Below are 16,152 nucleotides of genomic sequence, written 5' to 3'. Positions count from 1 at the left end.
GCAGGGCTCCCCGAGACGCGCGAATAAAAAATCCTATGCGCTATGGGGATCGGTCGCTGCCTGTGTCGCACTGGTGTCGGGGCTGGCGCTTTATGAGTCCCCCTCTATTCTCCAGCCTGCCTCCCCGCAAATTTTGCAGCAGGCACCGTCCGCGTCTCCGACCGGAATCCGGAAATTTCTAACGTACAACGGCTATCGTTATGCGTTCGTCGACGATGGCGCTCCGTTTAAGTTCACGGGAACTGAACCGGTAAAATCGCTCGGAACATTAGCAGTTGATCTCAACCGCGAGACCGGGAAGAATATCGAAGGCAGCGATGTGGAAAAGGACTATGCCGCAACTTTCGCCGTCGGAGGGGAACTGTATGAGATCCCGGCGTACCCTTCACATTTCCGGATTGCGGTTCGATATGAACAGAACTTCTACCTGGCGGAAATCGTCGCGAAGGTAAACGACTCCGCGATAACTGCCAAGGATTATCTGGATATGTCTAATCTTAAGGAACATGTGCGGGACATCCATATTCTGAATCATGCGGGGAATGACGTGCTGAAGAAAATGACGGACCCTGCTTCTGTGAAATCCATCATCGAAGGCCTTTACACGGCCAAAACGGCGGATTTAACCAACCGGGAATTCGAGGGCATCGCGGAAGCGCAATCCCAGGGGAAATCGTATCAACTGAAGTTTAACCTTAAGGACGGGACTAGCATGGCCATGTATATCATCCCGGAGTTAAAAATCGTGTCGATGGGAGATGCGTATTATCAATTGCCCGACCGTTTCTTGGATCAATCCGGCGATACCTTTAAAAACCTGAAACAAGACGCGCTGCCGCTCTACTAAGCTTGTGAACCTGAAACCAACCCTGTTTATTCATTCCTCACGCGACTTCTAAAGGATATATTCTTGGCAACCGTCAAGCGCTTCGCTCCGAATTCCATATCCATGCAAAAAAAGCCCTGGAGGTTTCCGCCTCCAGGGCTTGTGCTGCGTAAACGTTAAGGAATGACCTTCCATACGTTGGTACCCGTCGGAGTTTCGCCTTGTGTCCACCATTTGGCCTCATAGTTGACACCGTTGTAGGATACCTTGTTTCCGCCTACATAAACCGTAGTCGCGCTCCAGGCCGGATACGTCGTTGTGCTGCCGCCCGTCGTTTTGACCGTCACTACGGAAGAGGATGCAGATGCTTTGCCCGAGGAGTCGATAGCGGTCACGGTAAAGCTGTAGGAAGTGCCGCTCGACAAGCCCGTGTTCGTGTAGGAGGTCGAAGTTGTCGTGCCTACCGCAACGTTATCGCGGTATACTTGATAACTAGCCGCTCCCGCTACCGATGCCCAGCTCAAGGAAACGCTGTTGTCCGTTACGGCTGTGGAAGCCAAATTCGTCGGAGCGGGAAGTGCGCTGCCTCCGCCGAAATCTACATCCGCTACATTGACGTAAGCGGTAGGCGCACCGGAGACTTCCCAGATAGCCAGGATGACATGATAACCGGTTCTCTCGGGAACGTTACAATTCGTGGTGTAATAGTTGCTAGGGCTTGCACCGTTCAGATCCACTTGGCAGAAAGGCGTCAAGTCAAAGGAAGCTCTCGTCAGAGGGGCGTTCGGATTCCAGCCCGGCTTGGTGATGAAATATTTGAAGGTCGTTGTAGCGTGTGCGGCGTTCAGCTGCCATTTGAAAGCCTGCGGGCCCGCCTTCATAGGAACTTTGCTCCAACGTGTCGAGGTTTGCTCGTCAAGTTTGGGGAAGGTGTTGCCGGCGCTCGCGATGTGACCGTCGCCGGGGCCTCCGTTAGGAAAGCCTTTGCCCGCTTCGGCGCTTTGCGGCTCGTAAGAGGCTCCTCCACAATCCGTGTTCACGTTGTTCTTGCATAAAAGCCCACGGCTGGCGGGAACATCCAAATATCCGTGAGCCGAGCTGGTTTCGGGAAACAAAACCATCAGTAAAGCGAGCATCAGCAGCATTCCGCATGCGGCAACCAGTTTGTGCAGCAATGCGTGGTTCGGTAAAGCCAAATTCATCATTCATTCCTCCTCAAATTTGGGTTTTCAACGCCAAAAGCGCTTACATTTCATTGTTTTAAACGACATCACCTCCCTAAAAATCTAGCAGCGAGCCATAGTAGTGTAGCAGACACTTGGTGGATACATCTTCCATATTATAAGCCGGATCCGAGCCTATCACAATAATTTTTTAACAAAAAAAGGAGACCCTGTAACGGAATGTCTCCTTCTCTGTGAGCATATAACACCTTCTTGTAACACCCAGCTTGGCGATCAAGAAGTCTTTCGCCGCATCGGTATGAATCTTCACCCCGGCGATCCTCGCACGGATAAATTCGTGTTCGTGTTCTCAACCGTTCATTAAATTAAAGTACTGTTTTGTTCAATCATTTTCCAAGTATCTGTTTGCTGCTGGATATCCCACAATCGGGCGTACAACCCTTTCGCGGCCAGAAGATTGGAATGGCTGCCCTGCTCGACGATGCTGCCGTTATCCAGCACGACAATATTGTCCGCACTTCGAACTGTTTTCAGGCGATGCGCAATGACGATGACAGTTTTGCCCTGTACAAGCCGGTCGATCGCCTGCTGAATGACGGCCTCGTTCTCCGGGTCCAGTGACGCCGTAGCTTCGTCAAGCAAGACGATAGGTGCATCCTTGAGAAGCGCTCTGGCAATGGAAATCCGCTGCTTCTCACCTCCGGAGAGCGTACTTCCTCCTTCTCCGACAAGGGTATCGTAACCGTTCGGAAGTTTCATGATGAAATCGTGGCAGCAAGCCTGGCGCGCCGCTTCCTCGATCTCTTTCATCGTGGCGTTATTGCGTCCGAAGCGGATGTTGCCCGCGATCGTATCCTGAAACAGATACACATCCTGAAAGACCATGGATACTTTGCTCAGCAGCGCTTCGGGCTCCATATCCCGGATATTTTCGCCGCCCAGAAGAACTTTTCCCCCAACAGGATCATAGAAACGCGCGATCAGACGCAAAACCGTGCTTTTGCCGCTGCCCGAAGGACCGACAAGTGCCGTAAACGTACCGGCTGGGATGAACAGATTCACTTCATTGAGCACCGTTTGCCGGTTATAACCGAATGTGACCTGCTCCAGCTCGATATCATAAGCCGCCGGAGGCTGGCTTTTACCCGGCATAACCGGCTCTTGAAGAAGCCGTACAATACGTTCACCCGCTTGTTCGTGATATCGGAATTCCGCATAATTTACGAGCGCCGCGGTTAGCGGATCGTAAATCCGGGTGCCGACGATGAGAAAAGAAACAAACACGACCAGATCCAGACTGCCTCCAAGCAGAAGATGAACGCCGACCATGATCATGAAGGTAAGGCCGGCGCGGATACAGGCAATCGCACTCAGGACGATCGGCCCTAGCAGCCCTTCAATCCGGATGCTTTGCCTCATCAGCTCCCTGAACGATAGGGTCAGCCTTGTAAAGCTCTCCCCCGTCACGTTGTAGGCTTTGATGACACGGATGCCGTTCAGATACTCCTGCAGACGGTTGGCGGCATCGATTTTGGCGCGCATATGGTTGGCGCCAAGCTTATGCTGAATTCGGGAAGTCAGCATCACGAGCGCGACAGCGAGCGGAAACGCGGCGAATAAGGCAAGCGCCATACGCCAGTCCAGAAATGACAATCCCGCAATAGCGAGAACCGGCATGACAAGCGCGCCGATCATTTGCGGAACAAGATGAGAAATACCATGCTCGACCATAGTAAAATCGCCCATCATCATGTTTGCGAGATCTCCGGGATCCCGTTTGTTCAGAAAACCGAGCGGCAGCTTGCGCAAATGCTCGGCCAAGCGCGTCCGCCCTTCCGCCGCGGCGCTGTATGCTTGACGGAATTGGGAACGGTATGCCGGGACTTCACTGACATACATAAGGACCAGAGAGGCGGCCATGCCACCGCATACCCACCACAGCCGCTCTGCTTGAAGAGCGGCCCCGGGTGACGCAAACGGTTCGAAAATGAGCCGTGCCGCTTCCACTAGCAGGGCGAACGGAACAATTCCGATCAGATTGGCCAGCGTCGTATAAAACACCGGCTTGATCAACGCACGGGGGTTACCTGCCGTGATGTTGCGCAGTAAATCCATCGTCTGTCGCCTCCTTCTTCATGCCGATATGCCATTTCTCCGAATCCGTGTAGGTATGCCACATTCTGGCGTAAAGGCCGCCTGCGGCAACCAGCTCGTCATGCTTACCTTGTTCGGTAAGTCTGCCGCCGCTCAGAACAAGGATCTGATCCGCATCGCGGATCACATGGAGCCGGTGGGCAATAACAAGAACCGTCTTGCCCCGGATTAACTCTTTGAGGGCAAGCTGCATCTCATTTTCGTTCTCCGGGTCCGCAAATGCGGTAGCTTCGTCCAGTACGAGAACGGGCGCGTTTTTCAAGATAGAACGCGCTACGGCAATCCGCTGTTCCTCGCCCCCTGACAAGTAAACGCCGCCTTCGCCGATCCGGGTCTCGTAACCCTGAGGGAGCCTGCCGATAAACTCATGGCACTGTGCCGCTCTTGCGGCCGCATACACGTCTTCCGCAGCGGCGCCCGGCCGGCCTACCGCGATATTGTTATACACCGTATCGTAAAAAAGAAATGTCTCTTGAAAGACAAAAGCGACCGTATCCATTAAGTCCGTAACAGACATATCCCGCACGTCGACACCGCCGATACGGATAGCGCCCTGATTAACGTCCCAGAAGCGGGGAACCAGATTCGCTACGGTAGATTTGCCCGCTCCGGACGGGCCGACCAACGCTGTAACCTGCCCTTGTGCGGCGGTGAACGAAATATTCGAGAGCGCTTCGCCGCTTCCGGCTTTCGCCTCGTACGAGAAGCTCACCTTATCAAATGTGACCTCATATTGATCGGGTCTAACCGGACGTTCGGGTTCCGGGATCGGTTTTTCCGCCAATAGACGGTCGATACGTTCTACCCCTTCGCCGATATCACGAAGGGTTGACATCAAGTACATAATCTTAAACATCGGAGCCGACACACCCGGCGCCATGACAAGGAAAAACAGCAGCACGGAAGCGAAGGCGACGTTGCCCGGATCGCGGCTGAGCAGAAATACGCCGACCGGCAGCACGAAGGCCGCAAACGAAACCAGAATCACTTTAAAAATCAGAAAACCGTTCTGAAACTGGTCGGTGTATTTCACGCAGTAATCACGATAGTAAATCATATCGGCATAAAACTTGCGGAAAGAATGCACCGTCTGCCCGAACACCTTCACGGCCGGCATTCCGCGCACATATTGAATCGCCGAGCTGTTTAACCTCTCCAGCGCATCATGGTATTTTTTAACGTTTTTCTTCGTCTCCGGTCCTGTCATCAGAATGATTTGTACGCCGAAGCCGACCAGAATCGGCACGATGCAGGCAAATGCCAGCCATACGTTCAAATAAAACATCACGGTAATCATGAGAAGAGTTGTCACCGCGACGTGAACGAGATCCGGCAGTTGATGGGCGACGAATGTTTCAACTTTCTCCACGTTCTGCTCCAGTGTCTTCTTCACCGCTCCGGTAGACGTGCCGTTCAGCCAGCCTAAAGGCAGCTTTCCGATGTGGGAAGACAGTTTGATTCGCAGGCCGTACAAAATCCGGAAGGCAGCGATGTGGGATATCAATCCTCCCGCGTACATCAGAACAAGACTCCCGATTAGCCCCAGCAGGGCGATGATTCCCCATCGGACCATCAACGCACCGTCCGCTTCGGCAGGATGTGCCGCATGAGCAAGCAGCTCTTTCAGGATAAAATAAACCGATATGTAGGGAATCAGCTGGCCGATCGCGCTAAGTGCGGACAATATACCGGAAACTACGAGAAGACCTCGCTTCTCTTCCGCGATCTGCAGCAGCCGGGCCACGCCAGACTTGTTGCTCATAAGATTCGCTCCTATTCTATTAACAGTGGATTATCCCGATTTACTGTCCGCTCATGGCTTTCATAATCTCATCGATCGCCACGATTTTTCCGAGCGGCATCGGCCCGATAACCGAAGTGTCGTCCAGGACAAATACACGGTTGTTCTTCACCGCTTTTAAACGGTTCCAGATCGGGTTGTCCTTCATCGAAGCCATCACACCGCCGGCAACGGGCTGGACATAGTTATTCACAATGAACAGATAATCCGGATCGGCTTCCGCCAGTCCTTCCAGATTAAAATTCCCCCCCTGCTTAAACGCCTCGACCGGCGTTAATGCCAGATCCTCATAGAAAACCTGCATCCGGCTTCTGTTGAAAGTAGTGAACTCTTTTCCGCTGAACATGGCGGCCAAGACCGTCTCTCCGCGTTTTGACGCCAGCTTTTCTTTGTATTCGGCCGCTTTTTTTTCATAATCGGCAATGACGCTTTCCGCTTTCTCTTCGGCTCCGATGACTTTAGCGATGATCCGAAGCTGCGCCTTCCAGTCCTCGCTGTGCGGTATAATGACAGTCGGGGCGATTTTGTTGTATTCAGTAAATTTGTTTTCATCTTCCGAGATAATCAAATCGGGGGATGCGGCCAGCAGCTTTTCCATACTCGGTTCCCGGCCAAGATCCATTACCTGCTTGCCTTCGAGCCGTTTCTTCAAATTAGGGAAACTGGCGATCATATCCATCCCCTGCGAAGCGTGCGGCGGCTCGCCGAGTACGGTCAAGTAGTCCAAATAAACGATGTATGGGGTAGCTACTTTCTCCGGCTTCTTATCGATCACAAGCGAACCTTTCGCATGTTGGATCGCACGCGGGAACGCCCCCTTTTCACCGGTCGTTTGTGCTGCGGGTCCGCTTGATGGACTACCCGCTTCCGGGGAAACGGTTTTCTCTGCATGGGAACATCCCGTCACAAGAAGAATAAACAGGGCTGCTGCCCAAAAAGGTAACGTTATACGGCTGCGTATCATGTTTGCTAACCCTCTCTCTTTGTTGATAATGATTTTCACTCTCGATCAATCAACATCCTATACCAATTCTTTCTTCCTTGCCGCCTCCATACGGATTTTAAAGCGGTCAGACGGATTTTTTTATCGGGCGAATCTAATAAAAAAACACCGGATGCAGGCATCCGGCGTCTCTTAAATGAAAGAACGTAGCGATCAAAAAACAGTCGAGGAACTCCTCATGAATTCTCCCGGATTAACCCCATAGTGCTTGCGGAAAGCATCGGCAAAATAACTGGAATTCGTGTATCCGACGTAAGCCGCAGCCTCCCCCACCCGGAATCGGCCGCTCTGAAGCAATTGTTTCGCTTTTTCCAGTCTTTGCTCGCGCAAATATCCGAATACGGTCGTACCGTAAACTTTCTTGAATCCGGCTTTCAATTTAAAATCGTTTAACCCGGCGATCCGGGACAGCTCCAGCAAAGACGGCGGACACTCCATCCGTTCCAGCAAAATTTCCCTCGCGCGGCGAATCTTCTCCAGCTCGCTTCGAGTCATGGAAAACGCGGAAGGACTGGGTTCGTTTTCAAACAGCAGCTGCTGAAACGATAAAGAGAGCATTTCAAGAACTTTACATTCCATATGGATGTTGCGGATTGCCTGGGAGAAAGGCATATGAATAAGCTGCCGGACGAGCTGGAGCATGGCGGGATTTATCGCTTGTCTGTACTGATGGAATGATTTGGAGCCGAGCAGACGATGGAAATCGGCCGTTTTGCCCTGGACGATGTTTTCAAGATAATGATTGAAAGACGATACCGGAATATAAATACTTGCCGTTACGAGAGAGCGGCCGCCGACAAAACAAAATTCTCCGGCCCCATGCCCCATAAGACCGAGATTAACCGTATTCGGACATAGTGGAATCTCAAGGCCGTTAACTTGGCCAGCTCCCTCCCCTTCCAGACAGATCGACAGTTCCACCATCGGAATGTCGAACCGGAAATTAACTTGTTTGTTCTTATATAACGTACAATTGGTGAGAACAATAATCAGTTCAGGTCTCGGTACGATGCGCAAAGCAAAACCTTCACCTGTCGAATCGCTTCTCTCCATATTCTCTGTCCGGTTCAAAGAACGATAGAAAAAATCCATTTGATCAAAAAACTGATTCACGTTGTCATGAACAGATTCAGTCATCCTTTTCCCACCATTCCGAATTTTTCTAATCGCTGGCTGCTTTAATGATATTGATAATCATTATCATTGTCAAGGAGTTCATTTTAGGGTTCATGGTATGGAAGAACAATTTCTAGTATGAAATCAGAAAAAGCCGCCCACTTGGCGGCTTCTTTAACTGGGAGTAAAGCACGATGATTACTGGTGGCCGGCGAGCTGCAGCAGCTCGGAAAGCCGTTGCCGACGATCCCCTTCCTCCTTGGCGGCCATTTTCTTCAACTTATCTGTTCTGCCCCAGATCAAATAATTGATATGCGCCACCTCATAGGACTGAAGGCCGCGAACCTGTTCAAGCAGCACTCTGAGATGCGTATCGTCTTCCATATCCGCTTTGATCTTCAGCTTCATCGAATCCGTGCTGTGCAGCATGCATTTCACGAGCGTAGGAATTGTCTCCGCGTTAACGCCATGCCGCTCGGCCAGAGCGACTGTGAAGTGGTTCTGAACGGACTGGTGTTCTTCGTCAATTTTCCCCATATAATCTTCAACTAACGGAAAATAGGCCCGATCCGCCAATCCGAGGCCGAAGACGGCATAGCTGCCGGGCATGCAATTCTTTTCCCCTTCCGTATCCGCATACCATTCGAACGGTTCCATCGCCGCTCGGGCGTACGCCTCCAGCAAGGGATGCAAATTCGGATATTCCAAGGCTTGAGCGAAGAAGAGGTGTGTTCCCGACTTGGCCAGCCCTTTGATCGGCAGCCATTGTTTGAGACCGGATTTCAGCTTGATTTGATAGCTTTTGGGAAAGCCCAGGCTTAACAAGCGAGTCAGAAACCGGAGCGCACGACCGTAGCTCTCCTCCGTTTCCTGCTTAATAACAAGGGTCACCTCGGCAAACACATCATTGGCTGTACATTCCGCCACTTCGTCGCGAAAGCAGACGTCTTCCTTGGCGTATGTACCGCTGCCTTCCACAGTAAGACGTTTTGCCCTGGAACTTCCCAGCTCGATCGCGCAATCCAACATAGCCAGCCCCGTGCTTCTGCTGTAGGAGGGTTCGTATTTCAGAATCAAGATTGCGGCATAAATGATAAGCTCGATCGGACCCTGCTCGGTATTTTCCAGCCAAGCCTCGCTTTTTTTCTTATATTGTTGCTGGAACTGTGTCCCTGCCTGATCAAAATAACGGGGCAGCCATTGATCCTCCGCCCAATTCCGCAAAGCCACTGTCAGGTAGTTCCGATGTTCGGCAAGATGTTTGTTCCCTTTATTCACTTGTTGAATCTTCTCGAAAAGAGAAATGATCCGCCCGACATCCATGTTCGGAAACAGCCGCTCGTCAAGCAGATGTCTGGAGAGGAAAAAAGTCTCCAAAGGTTTGGTCGGATAGTTTCCCGCTTCGAGCTTTTTCTCGATGTAGAAAGAGATTCGTTCCAGCAGTTGTTTCTTCTTCGTCTCGTTGACGTATTCGTAAATACGAACGCGGACCTCGCCTTCCCTCGTCCGGAATTTTCCAGTGAAGGTAAAATGATAATCAATTAACGCAGGCGTCAGAGCGTCCAATGTTTGCCCGATATAACCAGCAAGTTCAGGAACGATCCTCTCCCTCACTTGTTCCTCTGTCAGGGTTTCCGCGGAATCACCTCGTCTGGCCGCAGCTCCTGGCACTGTAAAGTCAAGTTCCTTATCCGACACGTCCGCTCTGCCCTTGGCGTATTCCAGCAGAGCGTAATCGTGAATGCCTACCTGAAGCGAAGTGCGCTTCACGATTTGGTCCGCGTCCTTATCGCTAATATAGGCCGCCCATTTATCGATTTGCCGTTTCATTTCGTCCAGAATCGTTTCTAGAGTAAGATCCATGTCCCTCTGATGCTCCTTTATATGGCTACCGTAAAATCCCTTCTAATCAAGGATATTTACTTTATTTTACCATACGAAAACATCTAGTATCAGGACAAAGATGAATTTTACTGAGAAAAAAACTATATAAAGCGTTTATGAAGAAGCAGCATTTTTAGCTTCGACCGATGCCGACGCTGAGTTTGTACTTATGCGTTCACCGGTTTCTTCACTCCTGACCGTTTGTAATCCGGGAGGTATGAAGGCCCGTAGGGCGGCATCACTTCAATCAAGGGATTCCTTGACGGCGACGATGCGTAACCGGCTTGTGTCCATCATCCATTGACCTTCACGGACGAGGTGCGGTTTAACCTTTGCCTCGATAGCACGGTAGATGGACGCTTTGTCAGCTAAGGTGACGTCCCGGAAGAAATAATCGGCGAAACTGTCCAGCCATTTCCTGACTCCGATATCTCCCTTAAGCGGAGTGGGCTTGTCGAAGTGCTGAGCCAGCATAACGCGAAAGCCGGTCTGCTCCAGCAGGCTGGCGTATTCGCCGATCGTGGGAAAATACCACGGACTCCGTCCCGCCCACGTATAACCATGAGCTTCCAGCTCCTGCTCCATGGCCGTGGTCAGCGCGGCAACATTGCCTCTGCCGGCGAATTCGGCAACGAATCGGCCTCCCTCCCGGAGGGCCAGCCAGATGGTGCGGGCGGCAGCGGGGGCATCCTTGATCCAATGCAAAACCGCATTGGAGAACACAGCGTCATATCGGACATCTGTCCGGTAATGACAAACGTCTTCCACCTGAAAATTCAGTTCGGGATACTTCTGTCCGGCCCTCCTCACCATCTCCTCCGATAGGTCGATACCTGTGGGTACCGCTCCCACGGCTGCGATCTTCGCCGTCAGGTCCCCAGTCCCGCATCCTACGTCCAGGATTCGTTCTCCGGATTGCGGCAGCAGCAGGGATAAGACTTCCGCTCCCGGTTTGACGACGAAATCCGGATTATCCTGATACGCTTTCGAGTTCCAGTGGTTGTTAGATGGTTCGCTGCACATAGGCTTTGTCTCCTTTTTTGTATGATTGGCAATTCTCTTCCGTGAGGTCCGCAACAGCGGCCAACGCTTCTTTGCTGCCGGAGGCTGCGGTATAAATCAATCGGGAAGGCATCTCATAGACAGAATCCCCGGCTGCGTATACTCCACATGGTAGTCCCGCCCGACGCACCGGTAACAAAGCATTTCATTGACTTCACAGATATTTTATATCCATAATTAAGCAAGGCTTAACATTGCCCTTTGTGTACTAACAAAGACGATGCAGCTTGATCGGCAAACAGATCATTACGATGTTACTCAGATGCCATTCCATCGCGTCTCTTCCTCACAAGCTCGATCATTTTGGTATTCTTCAGATGCCGCTCCATGGCTTCCTCGGCAGTGAACATCGCCTGTTGGATAACGGGCCGCGAATCCTCGCTGAGGGCATCGTTCGCCGCTTTCGAACAGTTCATTGTCTTCACTCTAGTTAAAGACTTTACGAATCTATAATAGCTTCGATTCTGCGAACCTGTCAAGAAGATTCCGAAGAACTTCTTATATACCTTGCTTACATCCGTAGGGATAGTGCTCCAGTGAATTTCAATTTTGATAGATGGGCCCAGACTTGCAATAATGTTGGAAATAGATTACTTTATAGCTGTTAAAGTTTGTCGCATAACAAGGCTTTTTGCCGAATGAACGGAAAAACCATATCGCGGGGAGATTTGTCATGGATATTACCCAAGATTTCATGGATGAACGTTTTAAAACGTATGTTCTGGACCATTTTAGCGAGAATCCCGGTCGGATTCAAACAGGCGATGTGGAAGGAATCGTCTCCCTTCAGCTTGCGAATCTGCAATTTTCCAGTCTGAAAGGGCTTGAACACTTCACTTCTCTTGAGGAGCTTGATTGCTCGTTTAATAACTTGACGGAACTTGACATCAGCCAAAATGCGCACCTTAAACGACTCGAATGCAAGAGAAATAACCTTCATCTGCTGGATACGAGCCATAACTCGAAACTGAAGGAGCTGTCCTGCAGCAACAACGAGATTTATTCCCTAGATTTGACGGCCAATGTGCAGTTGGAAGCGGTGGATTGCAGCTTTAACCGGCTTAGGAACCTGGATGTCAGCCGCAATCCTATGATCACCAAGTTGATCTGCTGCTGGAACATGATTTCAGACTTACATGTAGAGCAAAACCCCAATCTGCAGGAACTTAACTGCTCCTACAATTCCCTATTCAATTTGGAACTGAAGCGGAATGCATCCCTCATGTACCTGGATTGCGGAAGCAATTATTTGATCGAATTGATTATACAAGATGGCGCCGGCCTCGTTGAAATACGCTGCAACAACAATCATTTGAAGCAATTGGACGTATCTCAGTGCCCGGTTTTAGAAAGTTTAAGATGCTTCCAGAATCATCTTACAAGCTTGGATCTCAGTCACAATCCGCTTTTGAACGAGCTTTACTGCTCGGAAAATAAACTCCCGGAACTCCATACTCGTTGTAATCCGATGCTGAAACGGCTGGATTATGCCGATAATCTGATCGTTGAGCCGGATCATACGGTCAAAGGAATGGGTACTTTTCAATACGACAGCTCGTTTTGTTCCTATCAAACCGCACTTCGTTATAAGGACAAGGAACTATCCGTTAGAGCCGATGTACCCACCAAGGCGGATATGAAACGTCTGTCACCGGTGATCAAGAAGACCTGGGAACGATTGGATCAGCTTCATGAGCAGGCAGCAGACCTTATTGCACATACACATCCTGACGAAGATGTTCCGAATTAGTCCTGTCCGAGCTCGTATTCGATAAAGACGCCGCCTTTCGGATAGGCAACGATGCAGGCGAGTCTCCGGCCGGACATCTGTACATTTACGCCATATTTAACCGCAAGCATGAAATGAACAGTCAGCTCGTCTATGAAACCTATTAGGGCATCTGTAACTCACCACTCATAAAAATGTTCTTCGATCAGCGCTTCGAAGGAATCCGCCAATAACTTGATCTCCCCGGTATCGTGATCACAGAAGATGACCTGTCCGGACTGATTGATGATAATCGGATTACCGGAACCATCCATTGAGATGACATAGCCGGTTCGCAAAACCTCTGCTAAGGGAAGCTCCTTGAATTGCTCCCGGTACCCCAGCGTCAAATCGACAACCGTTTCATTTCCGAGACTGGAGCCGTTAGAAAACGCATACACCGCAAGACCTGCATACGCTCCCCCAAACGTCCGGATAAAATGCACATAATCCTCATGAAAGGTTACGCCCAACTGCTGCTGTGCATGAGCTACTTCCTGTTGGCTCGCCGGACTGCCTGCCAGTGTGCTATTATCCTCCCGGTGAAGGAAAGCCTTTAATCTCTCCATTAACGCCTTTTTCATAGGTACATCCCCTTCCCTGCCGAATCAGCTGCGGTTCAAGCTGTCCACCGCATCCGGCCGAATTTTTTCAGGTGATCAAATCATACATGCCCGTCCGCTGAAGTTTATTCGGAGAACGAACCTTTATCGGGTTTCCTTAAAAAATAAGTGAGCTGTTTGTTCATATACTCCGGGCTGCGGGCAAAGCCGTCTTCACTCCATTGGAGGAGCAAGCCCATAATCGCGTTGGCCTGATAAGCAACCAGCAGGGAGAGATCTCTATCCTCCAAAGGATAAACCTGCGAGTTAGTCCGCATCAGGCTTTTTATTTTCGCTAACAAGGAATAATAGTAAGCCAGCGGCGACTTTTTCTCGAATACAATCTCGTAAAACGGCTGGAATTTCTTCACATGGTGGAAGATACGAATCGTCGAAGGATCGAGTTCGCTCGGGTTTACATGTACCACATGGCGGTAAGGCTCGTTGTACGAATCCTCCAAATCTTGGAGCAAGAAATGGAGATGCTCATCGAACAAAGCCCCGATGTCTGTGTAATGCAAGTAGAAAGTCCCCCGGTTTACGGCAGCCTCGCGGCAGAGAGCGGATACGGTGATCGCTTCGAGCGATTGTGTTTTTAACAAGGCTAGGAGTGCTTGATGCAGCGCTTTCTTCGTCTTTATCACTCTTAAATCGGTTTCATTCATAGAAGCTGTTCTCCTTATAAAAAAAGCTGCAACCAGCCGGGCTGCTTGCAGCTTTTAAAGTCCCGCCGCCGTCAGAAACCTGCCGTCCAGCCGCCGTCCGCGGCGATAACCGCGCCGTTCACGAAGCTCGATTCGTCGGAAGCGAGGAACAGGGCCACTTGTGCGATCTCTTCCGCTTGCCCGACACGAGGAATAACGCCTTGAGTTACCTTCGTTCGCGAAGCGCCGAACTCGTTCACGTTGGTGATCGTCGAAGCGATGTTCGTCATCGTAGCGCCCGGTGCTATCGCATTGCAGCGAATGCCTTTTTGCGCGTACATGAAGGCCGTGTTTTTGGTGAGGCCGATGACGGCATGTTTGGAAGCCGTATAAGCGGCGCCCGCATGCGCTCCGCTGAAACCGCCTGTCGAAGCCGTATTGATAATAACGCCTTTCCCTTTCTCCAGGAAGATCGGAATCGAACTACGGATCGCACGCATAACGCCTTTCGTATTGATGTCGAAAATAAGATCCCATCTCTCGTCGTCCACGTCGCCCGCTGCCGCCATATTATCCATAATACCGGCATTGTTAACCAATATATCGAGCGTGCCGTATTTAGTGACAGCCGTGTCGATCATGGCATGAATATCATTCAGGTCGGCAACGTTGGTTTTTACCGCGGTCGCTTCGCCGCCGTTCGCCTTAATACCGGATGCAACCGCTTCCGCGCCTTCGACATTCAAATCGGAAACGACGACTTTTGCTCCTTCATTCGCGTACAGCTCGGCAATCGCTTTGCCCATGCCCGATGCGGCGCCGGTGACGACCGCCACTTTACCTTCCAGTCTCATGTGGATTCCCTCCAAAGGAGTTATTGAACAGGTGTTCATTTAAATTATAGGGATGCTTAAGCGGCTATGTCAAATAACGAAAGCCACGCTTTGGTTTAGATTCACCCGTTGGCTTCTGCACAACGATGTTTAACGCTTCCCCATCAGGAGAAGCGTTAAGCATGTTCTATGTATTGTCTTACAGCTTGGCGGTAATGACTAGTCTAACACAGCCGGGATCACATGATCCTTGATCAGTGTCCACCTGTCCCGGGGATGAGCGACAAATTCGGATGCAATTGCCACGACCAGGTCTTTTCCCGGGATACAACAAATGACATTCCCCCCGTCCCCTATTGCCGAGTAAGCATAGACCCCGTCCTCTTCACGTAACCACCATAAATATCCGTAATTATTTGCGTTCATTGCCGTGGATTCGTTCACCCATGTCCCGGAAATAATCGGATGATGATTCCATAAGCCACGGTTCAAATATAGAAGACCGAAACGCGCCATGTCACGGGGAGTCAGCGTAAGTCCCCATCCTCCGGTGGAAATCCGGTTCGGGTCTTGAACCCATCCTCTTACCTTCTTCCCGAATAAGTCCTCGAACCCGAATGATTCCATTTCATAATCCGGGATCTCTTTCATGCCGATGGGTCTGAATAATCGTTCGTTGGCGAATTCACGGGCGCTTTTTCCTGTGCTGCGAGTAAGGATGCTTGACAGCAGGTGCGCCCCCGCGGTGGAATACTTAAAAGTTCCGATTTCCCCTTTTTGGCCCAGCATATCCAGCGTATACTTTACCCAGTCAGGCTGCATGCACATCTTGTCCAGCGGTTCGTGCCAATCCTCGAATGGATAAGGAGCCGTCATAGTGAGAAGATGGCGCAAGGTGATTTCCCGTTTCTGGCTATCGGCGGCATCGGAAACATATTCGGGGAAGAAATCCAGGACCTTCTGGTCCACATGTTTAATAAAACCGGTATCTATGGCAATGCCAATGAGGGCGGACAGGATGCTTTTCGTTACCGATGCCATATGATGCGTATCTTCAGGGCCATAGCCGTTGTAATAGCTCTCGCAGGCAATAGCTCCATTCCTCACGATAACCACACCGTTTATATTGCTGTACTCGGATCGGATGACAGGTTCAAGCTCTGCAAGCTTTTCAGGGTCCATTCTTAAGAGCGCCGGGTCTGCGGCTTGCCATTCTGCAGTCGGCCAGTCGTTTTTTTGCACGATAGATACCTCCCCAAAGATAATGTCAGGTCT

General features: G+C 50.7%; 14 protein-coding genes. 2 read left to right on the top strand and 12 right to left on the bottom strand.

What is annotated here, in order from left to right:
• Positions 1-73: 73 nt before the first annotated feature.
• Positions 74-847 (top strand): hypothetical protein, encoded by a 774-nt coding sequence (locus ABH899_RS17115; RefSeq protein ID WP_369998532.1) that lies wholly within the window; start codon positions 74-76, stop codon positions 845-847.
• 155 nt (positions 848-1,002) lie between these two features.
• Here the strand turns inward: ABH899_RS17115 and ABH899_RS17110 are convergent, their stop codons facing one another.
• The 8 genes from ABH899_RS17110 to ABH899_RS17075 all read right to left on the bottom strand — a co-directional run bounded on the left by ABH899_RS17110 (position 1,003) and on the right by ABH899_RS17075 (position 11,446).
• Positions 1,003-2,031: a lytic polysaccharide monooxygenase gene (locus tag ABH899_RS17110; protein ID WP_369998529.1), complete on the bottom strand. Its 1,029-nt coding sequence runs from the start codon at positions 2,029-2,031 to the stop codon at positions 1,003-1,005.
• A gap of 339 nt (positions 2,032-2,370) precedes the next feature.
• On the bottom strand, positions 2,371-4,125 hold the full coding sequence (locus ABH899_RS17105) for an ABC transporter ATP-binding protein (protein ID WP_369998527.1): 1,755 nt from the start codon (positions 4,123-4,125) through the stop codon (positions 2,371-2,373).
• A complete protein-coding gene (locus ABH899_RS17100) occupies positions 4,094-5,926 on the bottom strand; it encodes an ABC transporter ATP-binding protein (RefSeq protein WP_369998524.1) in 1,833 nt (610 codons plus the stop codon). Before ABH899_RS17100 ends, ABH899_RS17105 begins: the two co-directional genes overlap by 32 nt.
• 40 nt (positions 5,927-5,966) lie before the next feature.
• The gene (locus ABH899_RS17095; protein WP_369998522.1) at positions 5,967-6,929 is read right to left on the bottom strand and encodes an ABC transporter substrate-binding protein; all 963 of its coding nucleotides are present in this window, start codon (positions 6,927-6,929) and stop codon (positions 5,967-5,969) included.
• Between the two features lie 192 nt (positions 6,930-7,121).
• A complete protein-coding gene (locus ABH899_RS17090) occupies positions 7,122-8,105 on the bottom strand; it encodes a helix-turn-helix transcriptional regulator (protein ID WP_369998519.1) in 984 nt (327 codons plus the stop codon).
• Between the two features lie 177 nt (positions 8,106-8,282).
• On the bottom strand, positions 8,283-9,947 hold the full coding sequence (locus ABH899_RS17085; protein WP_369998516.1) for a DUF6138 family protein: 1,665 nt from the start codon (positions 9,945-9,947) through the stop codon (positions 8,283-8,285).
• Between the two features lie 264 nt (positions 9,948-10,211).
• The gene (locus tag ABH899_RS17080) at positions 10,212-10,991 is read right to left on the bottom strand and encodes a class I SAM-dependent methyltransferase (RefSeq protein WP_369998513.1); all 780 of its coding nucleotides are present in this window, start codon (positions 10,989-10,991) and stop codon (positions 10,212-10,214) included.
• A 293-nt stretch (positions 10,992-11,284) separates the two neighbouring features.
• Positions 11,285-11,446 (bottom strand): hypothetical protein, encoded by a 162-nt coding sequence (locus ABH899_RS17075; protein ID WP_369998510.1) that lies wholly within the window; start codon positions 11,444-11,446, stop codon positions 11,285-11,287.
• Positions 11,447-11,703: 257 nt separating this feature from the next.
• On the opposite strand from ABH899_RS17075, the gene ABH899_RS17070 reads away from it, so the two are divergent.
• Complete coding sequence (locus tag ABH899_RS17070) at positions 11,704-12,780, top strand: leucine-rich repeat domain-containing protein (protein ID WP_369998507.1); 1,077 nt, start codon at positions 11,704-11,706, stop codon at positions 12,778-12,780.
• 158 nt (positions 12,781-12,938) lie between these two features.
• Here the strand turns inward: ABH899_RS17070 and ABH899_RS17065 are convergent, their stop codons facing one another.
• From ABH899_RS17065 to ABH899_RS17050, 4 genes are all read right to left on the bottom strand, one after another.
• Entirely contained in the window at positions 12,939-13,382 is a 444-nt protein-coding gene (locus tag ABH899_RS17065; RefSeq protein ID WP_369998505.1) for an SMI1/KNR4 family protein, read from the bottom strand.
• Positions 13,383-13,486: 104 nt separating this feature from the next.
• Positions 13,487-14,065, bottom strand: coding sequence for a TetR/AcrR family transcriptional regulator (locus ABH899_RS17060; protein ID WP_218231055.1), 579 nt, complete (start codon positions 14,063-14,065; stop codon positions 13,487-13,489).
• 71 nt (positions 14,066-14,136) lie between these two features.
• Positions 14,137-14,898 (bottom strand): SDR family oxidoreductase, encoded by a 762-nt coding sequence (locus ABH899_RS17055; protein WP_218231056.1) that lies wholly within the window; start codon positions 14,896-14,898, stop codon positions 14,137-14,139.
• Positions 14,899-15,096: 198 nt separating this feature from the next.
• Positions 15,097-16,119, bottom strand: coding sequence for a serine hydrolase domain-containing protein (locus ABH899_RS17050; RefSeq protein WP_369998500.1), 1,023 nt, complete (start codon positions 16,117-16,119; stop codon positions 15,097-15,099).
• Positions 16,120-16,152 lie beyond the last annotated feature (33 nt).

Origin of the sequence: Paenibacillus sp. RC84, from assembly GCF_041260495.1 — a bacterium.
Classification (GTDB): Bacteria; Bacillota; Bacilli; order Paenibacillales; family NBRC-103111; genus Paenibacillus_F.
This window is presented reverse-complemented; position numbering and strand designations above follow the sequence as displayed.